This is a genomic window from Novosphingobium sp. fls2-241-R2A-195 (genome assembly GCF_030209485.1).
Taxonomy (GTDB): Bacteria; Pseudomonadota; Alphaproteobacteria; order Sphingomonadales; family Sphingomonadaceae; genus Novosphingobium; species Novosphingobium resinovorum.
Genome location: NZ_JARVRY010000038.1, coordinates 1 through 16,659, shown reverse-complemented (window position 1 = coordinate 16,659; position 16,659 = coordinate 1). Strand labels below are relative to the sequence as shown.

The following is a 16,659-nucleotide window of genomic DNA, read 5'->3' as shown; positions in this document are numbered from 1 at the left end:
ACTCATCGTTGCGCTGTTACAACAGGAGTGTGACCCGGCTGCAAGAGCAAATCCACGAAGGCCCTTCTAGGGACGACGAGCGAATTCCTCGGGATCGAGCGCAAGTTCGGCGAGACGCTTGCGCAAGGTGTTGCGATTAATCCCCAGCGCTTGCGCCGCACGCAATTGGTTTCCAGCCGTCTCGCGGAGCACCTCGGCAAAAAGCGGTCGCTCGAAAGCAGCCATGGCGCTGTCGTAGATCGTACCGCTGGCCGGGCGACTGGCGATCAGCCATTGAGCCACGGCGCTGGCGATGTCGAAAACCCCGGACGCGCCATCATCCTCGACCGGCGTGGAAGCTTCCTGCGCAAGCAGCGGCAAGACCGCGTCGGCATCGATCACGTCCTCGCGCGCCAGCAGGGCGAGGCGGTAGATGAAGTTCTTCAACTCGCGCACATTGCCGCGCCAGGGCTGGCGGCTCAGCACATCTGCGGCTTCCTTCGTCAACTGGCGACGCGGGAGGCCTTCGTTGGCGGCGTGCTGCAGGAAATGGCGGGCCAGCACGTCGATGTCGTCGCGGCGGTCGCGCAGCGGCGGCATGTGGATCGGCACCACGTTGAGCCGGTAATACAAGTCCTCGCGGAAGCGCCCGGCGGCGATTTCGGGCTCGAGGTCCTTGTTTGTCGCGGCGACGATGCGGGTGTCAAGGCGGATTTCCTCGCGGCCGCCGACCCGCCGCACGGTGCCCGACTGAAGGGCGCGCAGCAGGCGGGTCTGCGCCTGCATCGGCATGTCGCCGATTTCGTCGAGGAAGAGGGTGCCGCCCGCTGCCTGCTCGAACTTGCCGACATGGCGGGCGACGGCGCCGGTGAAGGCGCCCTTCTCATGCCCGAACAGTTCGCTCTCGATCAGTTCGGCGGGGATCGCGGCGGTGTTGACGGCGATGAACGGGCCTTCGCGGCGATTGCCGAGTTGATGGATCGCTTCGGCCACAAGTTCCTTGCCGGTGCCGGATTCGCCCAGGATCAGCACCGTCAGGTCGTTACGCAGGACGCGGGTGATCATGCGGAACACCGACTGCATCGCGGCGCTGCGGCCGACCAGAGGCAGACCGTCCGCGACCGGCTCCTCGCCGTCCGCGGCAAGGCCCTGCGCCGTGCCGGCTGCCTGGCGCACGGTACGCGCCAGTTCGTCGATGTCGAACGGCTTGGGGAAATACTCGAAGGCGCCGGTATCGGTGGCGCGCACGGCGGTATCGAGCGTGTTCTGGGCCGAGAGAATCACAATCGGCATGTGCGGATGCAGCGCGCGGACCCGCTCGATCGTCTCGATCCCGTCACCGTCCGGAAGCATCACGTCGGTGACGAGCGCCGCGAACCCGCGATCCGCCAGCATCCGGTCACGCTCGGCGATGGTGACGCAGTGCGAAACGCCGAACCCTTCCGCTTCGAGCGCGGCGGTGATGACGATGGCGATGGACATGTCGTCCTCGACCAGCAGCACGTTCTGCGTCATGCCGTCTTTCTCCGGGGGCGATTGCGCGTCTCGCGGGCGAGCGGCAGGTGAATGCGGAAGTGCGTCAGCCCATTCTCGTCGTCGCGGTCGTGGGTGATGCGACCGTTCATGTCGCGCACCAGCTTGCGGACCAGCGGCAGGCCGAGGCCCTGCCCCGACTTCTTGGTGGTGACGAACGGTTCGAAGATATGATCGCGCATGGCCGGATCGATGCCGGGGCCGTTGTCGCTGACGCGCACCTCGATCGGCAGGCGCAGCGGGGCACCGTCATCGCCGGTGTGAAGCTGCAGGCCGCTGGCGAAGCGGGTGCGGATGATCACGCGCGGCTCGGCGACGTGCTTGCAGGCATCGGCGGCGTTGGAGAGCAGGTTCATCATCACCTGCACCAGCCCGTCGGGACTGCCGAGCACCGATGGCAGCGAGGGATCGAACTCCTCGACCAGACGGAACGCCGGCTTCTCCGCCTTGGCCGCGTTGAGCACGTCGATGGCGCGGCGGGCTGCCTCGTGGAGATTGCACGGTTCCACCGGCGGCGTCGTGCGGCCGCTCAGCTTCTGCATCCGCTCGATAAGCCCCGCGACGCGGTCGACCTCGCCGGTAATGAGGTCCGTCAGCGCCTTGTCGCGTTCGTCGACCTTGCGCGCGAGAAGCTGCGCTGCGCCGCGAATGCCGGCGAGCGGGTTCTTGATCTCGTGCGCCATGATCTCGGGGCCGCGCAGGACCGCGTTGTCAGGGCCACCGGAGTCGTCGCCAAGCGCTTCGGACGCGGAATTGTCGTGAAGCGACACGACCTGCCAGCCGGGACTGTCAGCCACCGGACCGACGTTGATGTCGATCCGCCGCGCGCCCTTGCCCTTGATCTGCACCACGATTTCGCGTGCGGAGACCGGCGCCTCGGAATCCGATAGCCGATCCAGCAGGCGGCGGTCGGAGATCGACATGATGTCGCGCAGCCGCGTCCCGACGAGGCGCCGAGCGGACTGGCCGAAGAACTGCTCTGCCGCCGGGTTGAGCCAGGCGATCGTCCGTCCGTTCTCCAGCAGCAGCACGGCATGCGGCAGGCTCGCCAGCAACCGCTGGGCGTCAGGCAGATCGGTCCGGGTGTCCAGGCTCATGCGGCGCGGAGCTGACTGTCGTCGGTACCGCGGTAGGGAGCATAGAACTCATCGATTTCGCGAAGGACTTCAGCAGGATCGGCTATGAAGTTCAGCTTGTTCCTGAACTCGGCCGAGCCGCGCACGCCCTTGATGTACCAGCCAAGGTGCTTGCGAGCCATCCGGACGCCGGTGTCCGCGCCGTAGTGGTCGAGCATGTCCTCGTAGTGGCGACGGATGATGTCGTACTGCCCGGCAATGTCGGGATCGGCCGAGACCGCCTCCCCGCGCCACCACTGCATGACTTGCGAGAGAAACCACGGACGTCCGTAAGAGCCGCGCCCGATCATCAGACCGTCCGCGCCAGACTGTTCCAGCGCCTGCGCGGCGTCGTGCACGGTGCAGATGTCGCCGTTGACGATGACCGGGATCGACACCGCGTCCTTGACCTTGCGGACGAAGGCCCAGTCGGCCTCGCCCTTGTACATCTGGTTGCGGGTGCGGCCGTGGACGGTGATCATCTTCGCGCCCAGATCTTCGGCGATCCGCGCGAGTTCGGGGGCGTTGAGGCTGTCGTGACACCAGCCCATGCGCATCTTGACGGTGACCGGGACCTTCACCGCCTTGACGGTCGCCTCGATCAGCCTGGTCGCCAGCGGCACCTGCCGCATCAGCGCCGAGCCCGCGTCGCCGTTGACGACCTTGCGCACCGGGCAGCCCATGTTGATGTCGATGATCGCGGCGCCGCGATCCTCGACCAGCTTGGCGGCCTCGCCCATCTGTTCAGGGTCGCAGCCGACCAGCTGCATTGAGACCGGGTCCTCGACCTTGTCCCACATCGCCTTCTGCAGCGACACGCGCGTCTCGCGGATCGCGGCGGGGCTGGCGATCATCTCGGTGACGTTGAGGCCCGACCCGAAGGCGCGCACCATCCGGCGGAACGGCAGGTCCGAAACACCCGTCATCGGCGCGAGCACGACCGGGCAGTCGATCGTCACCGGACCGACCTGGATTGGCTTGAGTGCCGGAGGATTGGGCAATTGAGTCATGATGCGTGCAGTGCTGCCTAAAAAACAGGCAGCGCATAGTGGATTGCCCTCAATGCGGCAAGCGATTACCGGCATCGGCAATGTCGCAAATCGTCTCAGAGCCGCAGAATTCGCCCCGTGATCGCACTGGCATTCGTACTGCCGCGCTAGTCGTGGCCGCAGGCAAGGGCCTGCGCGCCGGTCAACCGGTGCCCAAGCAGTTTGCGCGCTGGCGCGGCAAGCCGGTCGTGCGACACTCGGTCGAGGCGCTGGCGGCAGCCGGATGCGCGCCGATTCTGGTGGTCATTCCCGATGGCGCGGAAGCCGTCGCCCGTGAAGTACTGGCCGGAATTGCGGGCGTGCAGTTCACCACCGGCGGCACGACGCGGCAGGAATCGGTGCGCCTCGGGCTGGAAGTTTTGGCTGGCGCCGAACCCGACCGCGTCCTGATCCACGACGCTGCCCGCCCGCTGCTGCCCGCCGGAGTCATCGAACGCCTGCAGACCGCGCTGGACAAGCACAAGGGTGCGATTCCGGTCCTGCCCGTGGCCGACAGCCTGACGCATGCGGCGGGCGATCTCATGGGCGCCCCTGCCCGGCGCGAGGACTTGCGTCGGGTCCAGACGCCCCAGGCCTTCCACTTCGCCGAAGTGCTCGCCGCACACCGGGACTGGGACGGCCCCACCAATGCCGGAGACGATGCGCAAGTCGCGCAGGCATGGGGCATGGAAGTGGCACTCGTCGAAGGGGACGAAACCTTGCACAAACTCACCTACGCCGCCGATTTCGGCGCTTCGAAGCCACTGGTGCGCGTCGGCAGTGGTTACGACGTCCATCGCCTTGAGGAAGGCGAGGAACTGTGGCTCTGCGGCGTACGGATCGAGCACACGCATGGGCTCTCCGGCCATAGCGACGCCGATGTGGCGATCCACGCGCTCGTCGATGCGATGCTCGGCGCGATCGGCGCCGGGGACATCGGCCAGCACTTTCCGCCCAGCGACCCTCAGTGGAAAGGCGCCGCTTCGGACCGCTTCCTCGCCCACGCGGGCAAACTGGTGGCCGAGGCGGGCTACGCCCTCGCCAATGCCGACGTGACGATCATCTGCGAGACGCCCAAGATCGGCCCGCATCGCGAGGCCATGCGCGAACGGCTTGCGGACATACTCGGCGTTGACATCGCCGCGATCAGCGTGAAGGCAACGACGACCGAGAAGCTCGGCTTCACCGGGCGGCGCGAGGGGATCGCGGCGCAGGCGGTGGTCAGTCTGGGTCTGGTATAACTGTTGGGGCGCAAAGGAACTTCCTGCATGCTTGGACTGTCTTCAATCCTTGGCCCGCGAACCCTTGCGCTGGCGCTTGCCATGACGCCCTGCGCCGCGATGGCGGCCGAGCCAATGTGCATCAGCAAGGCCGAGGCGACCTCGCTGATCGCCTATTCCCTGCCGCAGGCGATCAACGGCACCGCGAAGCGCTGCGCCCCTTCACTGCCCGCCGATGCGTTTCTGCGCACCAAGGGACCGGGCCTTGCCGCCCGCTACGCCGCGCAGAAGGACCGCTACTGGCCCAAGGCCAAGCCCGCGTTGTTGAAGGCCCTCAATACGCAGGGCGGCGGCGGGTCCGCGAACATGATGACCGGCCTTCCCGACGACACGCTGCGCCAGATGGCCGACGTTTTCGTGGAGGGCTTCGTCTCGCAGCGGATCGCGCCCAAGTCCTGCAAGCAGCTCGACCTCGCGATCGACCTGCTCTCGCCCCTCCCGCCCGAGAACACCGCCGGACTGATCGCGCTGAGCATGGATGTGGCCGGCAGCGCCGATCCCAAGCTCGGCAAAGTGACGCTTTGCAAGGACTGACGATGGCCGCGAATCCCTTCTTCCCGGAAGACCTCTATGCGCTCGCCCAAAGGGTGATCGAGGAGAACAAGGCACTCGGCCGCATGGTTTCGGTGGCCGAAAGCTGCACCGGCGGCCTCGTCTGCGCGGCGCTGACCGAGATCCCGGGCTCCTCGGCGGTGCTTGATCGCGGTTTCGTTACCTATTCGAACGAGGCCAAGATGGAGATGCTGGGGGTCCACTCCGACATCATCGATTCGTTCGGCGCGGTCTCTCCCGCGACGGCCTGGGCCATGGCTCAGGGCGCAATCGGCAAGAGCCGGGCGGACGTCGCGGTCGCGATCAGCGGCATCGCCGGACCGGACGGCGGCAGCGAGATGAAGCCGGTCGGAACGGTCGTCTTCGCCTGCGCCCGGCGCGGCGAGGAGGAGGTCAACGCCGAGCAGAAGCTGCTGGACGGTACGACCCGCGCGGAAATCCGCCACCAGGCAGCGATCGTGGCGTTGGAACTGCTGCTGCCGTAAGTCATCCGTCGTCCCGGACTCGATCCGGGACCGCTGGCCGTGAACGACCCCGCTATCGCTGAAGCGCCCTGACGCGAGTTCCAGCCTGAAGACCGCCAGCGGTCCCGGATCAAGTCCGGGACGACGACGGTTCACCCACCTTTGCGACCCCGTAAAGCTCTGCCGCACGGGTTTCGAAGGCGGCGACCATCTTGCGGAACGCCTTGTCGAAATACTGCCCCGCCAGTTTCTCGAACAGCGGGTTGCGGAAGGTGAACTTCACGTCGAACTCAAGGTCGCACGAAGTCTCGTCGACCGGATGGAAGGTCCAGACGTTGTCGAGATCGCGCATCGGACCATCGACGTAGTGGACCTTGATGACGCGCGGGCGCTCCTTCTCGACGCGCGAGGTGAACTTTTCGCGCAGAGCCTTGAAGCCGACCAGCATGTCCGCGATCATCTCGCGGCCGTCGTCGGACTTCACCCGCGTCGCGACGACCCAGGGCAGGAATTCCTGATAGCGGCCGACGTCGGCGACGAGGTCGTACATCTGCTCCGCGCTGTAAGGCAGGCGCTTGGTCTCATGAATGCCGGGCATGAGTTCAGGCCCCGGAGGTCGCCGTCACGGGCTGCATCTTGGCCAGCTTGGCGTCGCGCGCGGCCTTCATCTGGGCGAAGTCATCGCCGGCATGATAGCTCGAACGCGTCAGCGGCGAGGACGCCACCTGCAGGAAGCCCTTGGCCCGCGCGATCGCACCGTAGGCGTTGAACGCCTGCGGGGTGACGAATTCCTTGACCTCGGCATGCTTGGGCGTCGGGCGCAGGTACTGGCCCATGGTCAGGAAGTCGATGTCGGCGCAGCGCATGTCGTCCATCACCTGATGGACTTCCAGACGCTCTTCGCCCAGGCCGAGCATGATGCCGGACTTGGTGAAGATCGACGGATCGTGGCGCTTCACCTCTTCCAGCAGCCGCAGCGAGGCGTAGTAGCGCGCGCCGGGGCGAATGGTCGGGTAGAGGCGGGGCACCGTCTCGAGGTTGTGGTTGTAGACGTCCGGGCGCGCCTGGACGATCGACTCGACCGCGCGCTGCATCTTGTTGCGGAAGTCGGGCGTCAGGATTTCGATCGTGGTTGCGGGCGAGGCCGCGCGCACCGCCTGGATCACCTTGACGAACTGGCTGGCGCCGCCGTCCGGAAGATCGTCGCGGTCTACCGAGGTGACGACGATGTGCTCGAGGCCCGTCTTCAGCACCATCTCGGCGACGTTGTCCGGCTCCGCCGCATCGACGCGGCCGGGCATGCCGGTCTTGACGTTGCAGAACGCGCAGGCGCGGGTGCAGGTGTCGCCGAGAATCATCACCGTTGCGTGCTTCTTCGTCCAGCACTCGCCGATGTTCGGGCAGGCCGCTTCCTCGCACACGGTGTTGAGCTTGAGGTCGCGCATCAGCTGGCGCGTCTCGCCGTAGCCCTTGCTGGTCGGCGCCTTGACGCGAATCCAGTCGGGCTTGCGCTGACGGGCGGGGGCTTCTTCCGGAACCGGTACGGAGGAGAGATCGTTCATGCCGTCCAGATAGTCATATGCACGCAACCTTGCCAGCCCGAATATCCGGCGTATGGCGAACCATCAGTTCGAAAAACAGCAACGGAGCCCACCTCCATGACTAATCAGAGCCCCGAATCCAACGACCGCGTGCTGAACCATCTGATCGAGGGTTATCGCCGTTTCCGCGGCACCGGCTGGAGCGCCAACCGCGCGCGCTGGGACGAACTGGGCCAGGGGCAGTCGCCCGAGGTCATGGTCATCGCCTGCTCCGACAGCCGCGTCGATCCCAGCCAGATCTTCGACGTCGATCCCGGCACGATCTTCGTGGTACGCAACGTCGCCGCGCTGGTGCCGCCGTTCGAGACGACGCCGGGCCACCACGGCGTCTCCGCCGCGCTGGAATTCGCGGTGCAGGTACTCAAGGTCAAGGAAGTGGTCGTGATGGGCCACGGCCTGTGCGGCGGCTGCAAGGCGGCGCTGACGCAGGACCTCAAGGACGCGGAGATCGGACACGGTGGCTTCGTGGCCGACTGGATCTCGATGCTGGACGAGGCCCGCGTGCCGGTCGCGCACGAGCACGGCACCACAGGGCGCACCGCCGAGCGCGCGATGGAGCAGGCGGCGGTCAAGGTCAGCCTCGACAACCTGATGACTTTCCCTTGCGTGCAGAGCAAGGTCGCCCGGGGCGATCTCAAGCTGCGTGGCGCATTCTTCGCAATTTCCGATGGCGTCCTGCATCTTTTGGACGAAACTAGCGGCGAGTTTGCGCCGGTGACGTGACTGCAGCGGACGGTCAGGAACGGCTCCTGCACCGACCTACCCCTCATCGAGACGCTGACCTTCGGCATCTTTCGGCCGATGCATGCCAAGCCGAAGGTCAGCGCAGTTAAAACACGCCTTGGGTAACAGAGACGAGATAACACCCTAACAACCATGATCTAATAATCGAAGGGGGGCGTTCTCGCATCGCCAACAGAAAATCCATATGGCGGGAGCGAGCGCAATGAGGCTAAAGCAGCCATTGCTTGCGGCCTCACTTCCGGCCGAACAGCTTTTCTATATCGCCGTGCAATAATTTCACCCAAGTAGGGCGGCCATGATTACATTGGCCGGAGCGCGGTGTGCGCTCCATTTCGCGCAACAACGCATTCATTTCCGCGACCGACAATGAGCGCCCGGCCCGCACCGAACCGTGGCAGGCCATTGTCGCAAGCACGAGATCGAGCTTCTCCCCCAGCAGCAGAGCATCACCATTGCGCGCCAGGTCGTCCGCTACGTCCTGCACCAAAGCACCGACGTCGCTTTTAGACAGCACTGATGGCACCGCACGCACCAGCATCGCCGCCGGTCCGAAGCGTTCGAGGACGAGGCCATGCCGGGCAAGGTCTGCGAGCTTGTCTTCCAGCGCATCGCAGGCGGCTTCCTCCAGTTCGACGACTTCGGGCAGCAGCAATGCCTGCGAGCGGTTCATCGCCTCCTCGGCGCCCGCCGCCTTGAGCTTTTCCAGCACGAGCCGTTCGTGCGCCGCATGCTGGTCGACGATAACAAGGCCGTCTTCCGCTTCGGCGACGATGTAGGTCCCCGCCACCTGCCCGCGTGCGACGCCAAGCGGATAGCGCAGCGCTTCCTCGCTCGCGTCTTCGGCCGCTTCGGCGCGCGCGGCGGGCTGGGCCATGACCTCGGCCTCGTAGGAGCGCCACGCCGTGCCCGTCTCCGAAACGCGCGAGGGTTGGTAGTCACTGCGCGGCGCGGAATATTCGCGCGCGAACAGCGAGCCGATCGAGGGCGCGGGCGCAACCGGCTCGACCTGCCACATGTTCATCGCGGCGGCCTGAGGCGGCTGCGCGCTCTTCTGCCCTGCCGCCTCCAGCGCGTGACGCAGCGCCCCGACGAGGAACCCGCGCACGAAGGCGGGATCGCGAAAGCGCACCTCGGTCTTGGCCGGATGGACATTTACGTCCACTTCCTCAGGTGGAATCTCAAGAAACAGGGCCAACACCGCATGGCGATCGCGCGCCAGCATATCGGAGTAGGCACCGCGCACCGCGCCGACAAGCAGCTTGTCGCGCACCGGACGGCCATTGACGAACAAGTACTGGTGATCCGCCACCCCGCGATTGTAGGTCGGCAGGCCGGCGACCCCGGTAAGCCGCGCCGTTCCGCGCTCGGCCTCGATGACCACGCCGTCTTCGGCAAGCTCACGCGCGACGAGGCGGGCGACGCGGGCCGCCAGTTCCTCGCGCGGCTGCACGGAGATGGTGCGGCGCCCGTCATGCTCCAGCACGAAACCGACGTCGGGCCGCGCCATGGCGAGACGGCGCACAACATCGAGGCAGACCGCGTATTCCGAGCGCGGCGAGCGCAGGAACTTGCGCCGCGCAGGCACTTTGCCGAAGAGATCCTCGACCCGGATGCGCGTTCCCGGCGGCAATGCGGCGGGCGTGTCCACCGCGACGGTGCCGTGATCGACCACGCGCATCCAACCCTCGGCAGCATCGTGCGGACGGCTTTCGATCGTCAACCGCGCGACAGAACCGATCGATGGCAAAGCTTCGCCCCGGAAGCCCAGCGTCGCCACCAGTTCGATCGCCTCGTCGGGCAGCTTGGAGGTCGCGTGGCGCTCCAGAGCAAGCGCGATCTCGTCAGGGCGCATGCCGCAGCCGTCGTCGGTCACCTCGATCATGTCGAGACCGCCCGAGGCGATCCTCACGGTGATCTGCGTGGAGCCCGCATCGATGGCGTTCTCGACCAGTTCCTTGAGCGCGGACGCCGGCCGTTCGACCACTTCGCCGGCGGCGATGCGGTTGACGAGGTGTTCGGGCAAGCGGCGGATCGTGGGCATCAGGGTCTCGACAAAGATTGGGGGCTTCTCGACAAAATGCGAACGTTGAAGGCGTCATGGACGCATCGTGCGGCAGCAGGTCAAACTAGCGACGAAACGGCGCTAATTCGAGACGGGCGATGAGCGTTTCCCCCCGGAATCGGGAACAAAATTTTGGCCTTTCGCGAATCGATGGGCTAAGGGGAGCCCTCCTACCCGCAACCCCCGGTCGTCGATGTCGAGAGTGATTCGGCAAACGATTGGTAAGAAACGGATTTTAGATGGCCGGCCCCTTCTCGCGATTCTTCAAACTCGGCTCCCAGAACATGGCGATCGACCTCGGCACAGCTAATACGCTGGTCTACGTACAAGATCGCGGAATCGTGCTGAACGAACCTTCCGTCGTTGCCATCGAAACCCTGAACGGCGTGAAGAAGGTCAAGGCCGTCGGTGACGATGCCAAGATGATGATGGGCAAGACCCCTGACAACATCGAGGCCATCCGCCCGCTGCGCGACGGCGTCATCGCCGACATCGAAATCGCGGAAGAGATGATCAAGCACTTCATCCGCAAGGTGCACGGCAAGAAGAACCTGTTCCGCTACCCCGAGATCGTGATCTGCGTTCCCTCGGGATCGACCTCGGTGGAGCGCCGCGCCATTCGCGACGCCGCCAGCAACGCGGGTGCCAGCCAAGTCTACCTGATCCTCGAGCCGATGGCCGCGGCGATCGGCGCCGACATGCCCGTCACCGAACCGGTCGGCTCGATGGTCGTCGACATCGGCGGCGGCACCACCGAAGTCGCGGTGCTCTCGCTGCGCGGCCTCGCCTACACCACTTCGGTGCGCGTGGGCGGTGACAAGATGGACGAGTCGATCGTCTCCTACGTCCGCCGTCACCACAACCTGCTGATCGGCGACGCAACGGCAGAGCGCATCAAGAAGGACTACGGCATTGCCATCATGCCGGCCGACGGCATCGGCGAGACGATCCACATCAAGGGCCGCGATCTCGTCAACGGTGTGCCCAAGGAAATCACCATCAGCCAGGCGAACATCGCCGAGGCTCTGGCCGAGCCGATCGGACAGATCATCGAAGGCGTGCGCATCGCGCTCGAGAACACTGCGCCGGAACTCGCCGCCGACATCGTCGACCAGGGCATCGTCCTGACCGGCGGCGGCGCCCTGATCCAGGGTCTCGACGATTATCTGCGCGAGGAAACCGGCCTGCCCGTCAGCGTCGCCGAAGATCCGCTGTCCTGCGTCGCGCTCGGCACCGGCCGCGCGATGGAAGACCCGATCTATCGCGGCGTCCTGATGTCCGCCTGATCGAATAGGGAGCACCGCGCCGTGCGAGGTGCGGGCTCCTTGAAAAGCGCGGCGGATATCCTGCACCGGACCGCCGCGCGGGAATGACAGGAGTGCATGGCGCATGGCACCGCCAGCCAATCGGCGCTCCGGCTTTTCGCGCAGGGCGCAATATTCGACGTTCTTCCAGTACACCGCCGGCGTGCTCGGCGCGGTGGTGGGATTGGGTCTGCTCGTCGTCTCCATGGTCAATCCGAATGCGTTTTCGGCGCTGCGCGGTGCCGCTTCGGACCTGACGGAGTCGCCTGCGCAGGCGACCGCTGGCGGCCGGCGCGCTGGCAAGGACTTCATGGCGGAGATCGGCGGCTTCTTCCTCTCGGGGCGCGAGCATGCCCGGCTGGAACGCGAACTGGCCGAAGCCAAGGTCCGCATCGCGCGGGCGCAGGCCACCGAAACCGAGAACCGCCGCCTCAAGCAGTTGCTCGACTTGCGCGAGGACGATGGGCGACCGGTCGCCTATGCGCGGCTGGTCAGTTCCACCGGCGCCAGCACCCGCCGCTTCGCGACGCTGGGCGCGGGCACCGACAAGGGCGTGGTAAAGGGCATGCCCGTCCGTTCACCGATGGGCCTCGTCGGGCGCGTCCTCGAAGTCGGCATGTCGAGCGCGCGCGTGCTACTCATCACCGATACCGAAAGCATCGTCCCGGTGCGCCGCGCGCGCGACGGCGTGCCCGCCTTTGCGCAAGGGCACGGCGACGGCACGATCCGCATCCGACTCGTCAACCTCGGCCTCAATCCGCTGCGCAAGGGTGACGTGATGGTCACTTCCGGCTCGGGGGGGCTCTATCGGCCCGGCACGCCGCTTGCGGTCATCACCGAACTGCTGCGCGACGGTGCGATGGCGCGGGTCCTGAGCAACCCGTCCGACACCGACTACGTCGTCGTCGAGCGCGCCTGGGCACCGCCGCCCCCGCCGCCTCCCGCCGAACCCGCGCCCGGGAGCGAGTGATCGTGCCGCTGCTGTCCGGCAACGACACGGTCGTAAAGCAGAGGATCAACCGCAAGCCCTCGCGCACGATCGCGGGCGGGGTTCCGTGGCTGACGGTAATGCTGGGATCGCTGGCGCCGGGCTGGGTGCTGATCGCGTCGGCGCCCGTCCTGCCCCCGCTGGGCTTCCTGATGTTCATCGCCTGGCGGCAGTTGCGCCCCGGCCTGATGCCGATGTGGGCCGGACTCCCGCTCGGCCTCTTCGACGACCTGTTCTCGGGATCGCCGTTCGGCACCGCCGTGCTGCTGTGGTCCTTGTCGACGATCGTTCTGGACCATGTCGAGACACGCCTGCCCTGGCGCAACTTCCTGACCGAGTGGCTGGTGGCGATCGGGCTCATCGTGGCGTATATCGTACTTTGCCTCGGCGTATCGAACATCGCCGGTGCTTCCGCCCCCCTCAATGTGATCGTGCCCCAGATCGTGATTTCCGTGATTATCTACCCGCTCGTCGGCCGCTTCGTGGCCTTGATGGATCGCCTTCGCCTGACCCCCTTCGTGGTCATGCGATGAAGTCCAGCTCATGAAGTTCAATTTCAGGCGTCTGATCCGCGCCCCGCACGTCACCAACGGCACCCTGCGCAACAGCTTCGACCGGCGCACCATCGTCGTCGGCGGCATCCAGGGCGGCATCGGCTGCCTGCTCGCCGCGCGCATGACGTACCTCTCGGTCTTCGAGAACGAGAAGTACAAGCTCAAGGCGGAGAGCAACCGCGTCAACCTGTCGCTGATCCCGCCGCGGCGCGGCTGGATTCTCGACCGCCACGGCCAGCCCCTCGCCTCCAACCGCGCCGACTTCCGGGTCGACGTGATCCCCGAGCGGATGAGCGATCCCGAGCGCACCATCGCCGAACTCGGAAAGCTGCTGTCGCTCACGCCGATCGCGATGCAGGACCTGCAGGACAAGCTGGACCGGTCGCACGGGTTCGCCCCGGTCGAGGTCGCATCCCGCCTGGATTGGGAGCGTTTTGCCTCGGTCAGCGTGCGCCTGCCGGACCTTCCCGGCGTGGTCACCCAGCGCGGCTACTCGCGCTTCTACCCTACTGGCCCCTCTGTAGGCCACCTCATCGGCTACGTCGGCGCCGCCTCGGCCGAGGAGTACGAGAAGGACCACGACCCCGTCCTGCTCACCCCCGGCTACAAGCTGGGCAAGGACGCGCTCGAGAAATTTTACGAGAAGGATCTGCGCGGCACTCCCGGTGCGCGGCGCGTCGAGGTGACCGCCTCGGGCCGCATCGTGCGCGACCTCGACACGCGCGAGGATGTTCCGGGCAAGACCATCAAGACGACCATCGACGCCGCGATCCAGGACTACGCGGCCCGGCGCATCGGCCCCGAATCGGCCGCCGTCGTCGTGATGGACTGCCAGACCGGCGACGTGCTTGCGATGGCGTCGATGCCCAGTTTCGATCCCAACAGCTTTTCCGACGGCATCGGCCGTCTCGAATGGAAGATGCTGTCGGACGACGATCACGTGCCGCTGCGCAACAAGGTGCTGCGCGGGCTCTATCCGCCGGGCTCCACGGTCAAGCCGATGGTGGCGCTGTCGTTCATGGAAGCCGGCCTTGATCCGAACGAAAGCGTCTTCTGCGGCGGCGGCCTGCGGGTAGGCAACCGTGTGTTCCACTGCTGGCAGCGGCGCGGCCACGGCCAGGTCAACATGGCCAAGGGCATCTACCAGAGCTGCGACGTCTACTTCTACCACTTCGCCCAGCGCATCGGCATGGATCCGATTGCAGCGATGGCCAAGCGCCTCGGCCTTGGTCAGGAGTTTCCGCTGCCGGTCGCGGGCCAGTCCTACGGCACGGTTCCGAGCCCCGCCTGGAAGCTAAAGAAGTACGACAAGCAATGGCAGACCTTCGATACGGTCAACGCCACGATCGGTCAGGGCTATTTCCTCGTGAACCCGCTGCAGCAGGCCATCCAGGCATCGCGCATCGCCAGCGGCCGGATCATCATGCCCAAGATGATCCATGGCCATGAACATGAAAAGCAGGCATCCCTCGGCGTGCCCGAGGAGCATCTCGCCTATATCCGGCAGGCCATGTCCGACGTCGCCAACGGCCCCGGATCGGCCCCTCACGCACGCCTGCCGTTCCCCGACATCAAGCTGGCGGGAAAGACCGGTACGGCGCAGGTCGTCGGCCTCAACGTCGGCAACGGCAAAGGCGGCTTGTGGAAGCACCGCGACCACGGGCACTTCATCTGCTTCGCCCCTGCCGATAACCCGCGCTATGCCTGCTCCGTGGTCGTCGAGCACGGCGGCGGTTCCGGCGCGGCCTATCCGATCGCGCGCGACGTGCTGACCTACATCTTCGACAAGGAGAAGGGCATGGAAGTCCTCACCGAACTCGAGACGAAGTGGGGCGGCACCGCCAAGGAGCGCCTCGACGCCCGCTTCCGCGCCTATTCCGCGCAGTACGGGGTCGGCGCTCCCAAGGTTTCGCCGGAAGAGGAGCGCCGCAAGCTGCAGGGCGCCGACCAGCCCGACGACCCACGCCAGCCCATCAGCGAGGCGCAGTCGCCCGCACCCGAGCCTGCCGACGAGGCCGATCGACCGGCACCGGCGCCCTCGCCCACCGCTACGCCCGCGACTTCGCCCGGGGCCGGAGGATCGCCGCAATGAGCCGCTCCATCGTTCCCGAGGCGATCTCGCGCCAGCCCTGGCAGATGATCATCCCGCTCTGCGGGCTCGTCGGACTCGGCGCGGCGGTGCTCTACTCGGCAGCCGGCGGCAGCCTGCAGCCTTATGCGCTCAGCCATGTGGTACGCTTCTGCGTGTTCCTAGTCATGGCCATGGTCATCGCCCGGATGAGCCGCAACCTGTTCCGGATGGCGGCCTATCCCATCTACGGTGCGATCCTGATCCTGCTGGTTCTCGTCGAACTGATCGGCGCGGTCGGCGGCGGCAGCCAGCGCTGGTTGAACCTCGGCTTCATGTCGCTGCAACCATCGGAACTGATGAAACCGGCGATCGTCTTGGTGCTGGCGCGCTTCTACGAGACATTGCCCCACGCCATGACCGCCAGTTGGCGCGGCCTCGTCCCGGCGGGCGTACTGATCGGCGTTCCGGCGCTGTTCGTGCTGATCCAGCCCGACCTCGGCACCGCCACCGCCGTGTGCTTCGGCGGCGTGGTGACGATGTTCCTCGCGGGGCTTCCCTTGTGGTGGTTCCTCGGCGCGGGCGGTGCCATGATGGTCATCGCTCCGATCGCGTTCTTCACGCTGCTTCACGATTACCAGCGCAACCGCGTGCTGGTGTTCATGGATCCGGAGGGCGACCCGCTCGGCACCGGCTATCACATCACCCAGTCCAAGATCGCGATCGGCTCGGGGGGGATCTTCGGCAAGGGCTTCGGCAACGGCACGCAGAGCCACCTGCAGTATCTGCCGGAACCGCACACCGACTTTGTCTTCGCAACCATGTCGGAGGAGTGGGGTCTGATGGGCGGGCTGTTCGTCCTCTTCGTGTTCACCGTGGTGATCGGCTGGGGCATGGGGGTCGCACGTCGTGCGCCGGACCGCTTCTCCAGCCTGCTGGCGGCGGGCATGACCGCCACGATGTTCTTCTACGTGATGATCAACCTGATGATGGTCATGGGCCTTGCCCCGGTGGTCGGAATTCCCCTGCCCTTCATGAGCCACGGCGGCACTTCGATGCTCACCAACATGATCTGCCTGGGCACGATCATGGCGGTAAACCGTTGGAATCAAGGCAGAGGGTCACTCGGCTGAAACTTTTTCAAGTTTTCGCTTCCAATCCAAAAATCTGCCGTTATAGGGACCTCTCCGCCGCCGACCGGCGGGGCCGCAAGGCCCTTCGAGGACAGGTAGCGTGGACGCATAGCTCAGTTGGTAGAGCAGCTGACTCTTAATCAGCGGGTCCTTGGTTCGAGCCCAAGTGCGTCCACCATCCTATTTCCACGAAGACCATGTGGGGACGCATAGCTCAGTTGGTAGAGCAGCTGACTCTTAATCAGCGGGTCCTT

At 65.9% G+C, this 16,659-nt stretch carries 15 protein-coding genes and 1 tRNA gene; 10 read left to right on the top strand and 6 right to left on the bottom strand.

The features are described from left to right. Window positions 1-66: 66 nt before the first annotated feature. Genes QRN25_RS24455 through dusB form a run of 3 tightly spaced genes read right to left on the bottom strand, consistent with a single transcriptional unit; the run spans window position 67 to window position 3,637 of the window. A complete protein-coding gene (locus QRN25_RS24455) occupies window positions 67-1,494 on the bottom strand; it encodes a sigma-54-dependent transcriptional regulator (protein ID WP_271183303.1) in 1,428 nt (475 codons plus the stop codon). Continuing rightward, entirely contained in the window at window positions 1,491-2,609 is a 1,119-nt protein-coding gene (locus QRN25_RS24450) for a two-component system sensor histidine kinase NtrB (protein ID WP_008828550.1), read from the bottom strand. Before QRN25_RS24450 ends, QRN25_RS24455 begins: the two co-directional genes overlap by 4 nt. Then, on the bottom strand, window positions 2,606-3,637 hold the full coding sequence (gene dusB, locus QRN25_RS24445; RefSeq protein ID WP_271183301.1) for a tRNA dihydrouridine synthase DusB: 1,032 nt from the start codon (window positions 3,635-3,637) through the stop codon (window positions 2,606-2,608). The genes QRN25_RS24450 and dusB overlap by 4 nt, the downstream gene beginning before the upstream one ends. Before the next feature lie 80 nt (window positions 3,638-3,717). Between dusB and QRN25_RS24440 the strand changes: the two genes are divergently transcribed. Genes QRN25_RS24440 through QRN25_RS24430 form a run of 3 tightly spaced genes read left to right on the top strand, consistent with a single transcriptional unit; the run spans window position 3,718 to window position 5,972 of the window. Then, window positions 3,718-4,896: a bifunctional 2-C-methyl-D-erythritol 4-phosphate cytidylyltransferase/2-C-methyl-D-erythritol 2,4-cyclodiphosphate synthase gene (locus tag QRN25_RS24440; RefSeq protein ID WP_285021992.1), complete on the top strand. Its 1,179-nt coding sequence runs from the start codon at window positions 3,718-3,720 to the stop codon at window positions 4,894-4,896. Between the two features lie 27 nt (window positions 4,897-4,923). Beyond that, window positions 4,924-5,469: a hypothetical protein gene (locus tag QRN25_RS24435; RefSeq protein ID WP_285021990.1), complete on the top strand. Its 546-nt coding sequence runs from the start codon at window positions 4,924-4,926 to the stop codon at window positions 5,467-5,469. A gap of 2 nt (window positions 5,470-5,471) precedes the next feature. Further along, the gene (locus QRN25_RS24430; protein ID WP_008828554.1) at window positions 5,472-5,972 is read left to right on the top strand and encodes a CinA family protein; all 501 of its coding nucleotides are present in this window, start codon (window positions 5,472-5,474) and stop codon (window positions 5,970-5,972) included. A 109-nt stretch (window positions 5,973-6,081) separates the two neighbouring features. On the opposite strand, the gene QRN25_RS24425 is transcribed toward QRN25_RS24430, so the two are convergent. Further along, window positions 6,082-6,549, bottom strand: coding sequence for a type II toxin-antitoxin system RatA family toxin (locus QRN25_RS24425; protein ID WP_285021988.1), 468 nt, complete (start codon window positions 6,547-6,549; stop codon window positions 6,082-6,084). A 4-nt stretch (window positions 6,550-6,553) separates the two neighbouring features. Beyond that, window positions 6,554-7,513, bottom strand: a complete 960-nt coding sequence (lipA, locus tag QRN25_RS24420; protein WP_271183297.1) for a lipoyl synthase — start codon at window positions 7,511-7,513, stop codon at window positions 6,554-6,556. 96 nt (window positions 7,514-7,609) lie between these two features. Between lipA and QRN25_RS24415 the strand changes: the two genes are divergently transcribed. Then, a complete protein-coding gene (locus QRN25_RS24415) occupies window positions 7,610-8,275 on the top strand; it encodes a carbonic anhydrase (RefSeq protein ID WP_285021985.1) in 666 nt (221 codons plus the stop codon). Between the two features lie 253 nt (window positions 8,276-8,528). On the opposite strand, the gene mutL is transcribed toward QRN25_RS24415, so the two are convergent. Continuing rightward, window positions 8,529-10,337: a DNA mismatch repair endonuclease MutL gene (gene mutL / locus QRN25_RS24410; protein ID WP_285021983.1), complete on the bottom strand. Its 1,809-nt coding sequence runs from the start codon at window positions 10,335-10,337 to the stop codon at window positions 8,529-8,531. Window positions 10,338-10,597: 260 nt separating this feature from the next. On the opposite strand from mutL, the gene QRN25_RS24405 reads away from it, so the two are divergent. From QRN25_RS24405 to QRN25_RS24380, 6 genes are all read left to right on the top strand, one after another. Continuing rightward, window positions 10,598-11,644: a rod shape-determining protein gene (locus tag QRN25_RS24405; RefSeq protein ID WP_008831879.1), complete on the top strand. Its 1,047-nt coding sequence runs from the start codon at window positions 10,598-10,600 to the stop codon at window positions 11,642-11,644. Between the two features lie 103 nt (window positions 11,645-11,747). Then, window positions 11,748-12,632, top strand: coding sequence for a rod shape-determining protein MreC (locus QRN25_RS24400; protein ID WP_008831880.1), 885 nt, complete (start codon window positions 11,748-11,750; stop codon window positions 12,630-12,632). A gap of 2 nt (window positions 12,633-12,634) precedes the next feature. Then, window positions 12,635-13,183, top strand: a complete 549-nt coding sequence (gene mreD, locus QRN25_RS24395; RefSeq protein WP_231958158.1) for a rod shape-determining protein MreD — start codon at window positions 12,635-12,637, stop codon at window positions 13,181-13,183. Between the two features lie 10 nt (window positions 13,184-13,193). After that, the gene (gene mrdA / locus QRN25_RS24390) at window positions 13,194-15,296 is read left to right on the top strand and encodes a penicillin-binding protein 2 (RefSeq protein ID WP_285021982.1); all 2,103 of its coding nucleotides are present in this window, start codon (window positions 13,194-13,196) and stop codon (window positions 15,294-15,296) included. Beyond that, window positions 15,293-16,405 (top strand): rod shape-determining protein RodA, encoded by a 1,113-nt coding sequence (gene rodA, locus QRN25_RS24385; RefSeq protein WP_008831883.1) that lies wholly within the window; start codon window positions 15,293-15,295, stop codon window positions 16,403-16,405. The genes mrdA and rodA overlap by 4 nt, the downstream gene beginning before the upstream one ends. 102 nt (window positions 16,406-16,507) lie before the next feature. Continuing rightward, a tRNA-Lys gene (locus tag QRN25_RS24380) sits at window positions 16,508-16,583 on the top strand. Window positions 16,584-16,659: the final 76 nt, after the last annotated feature.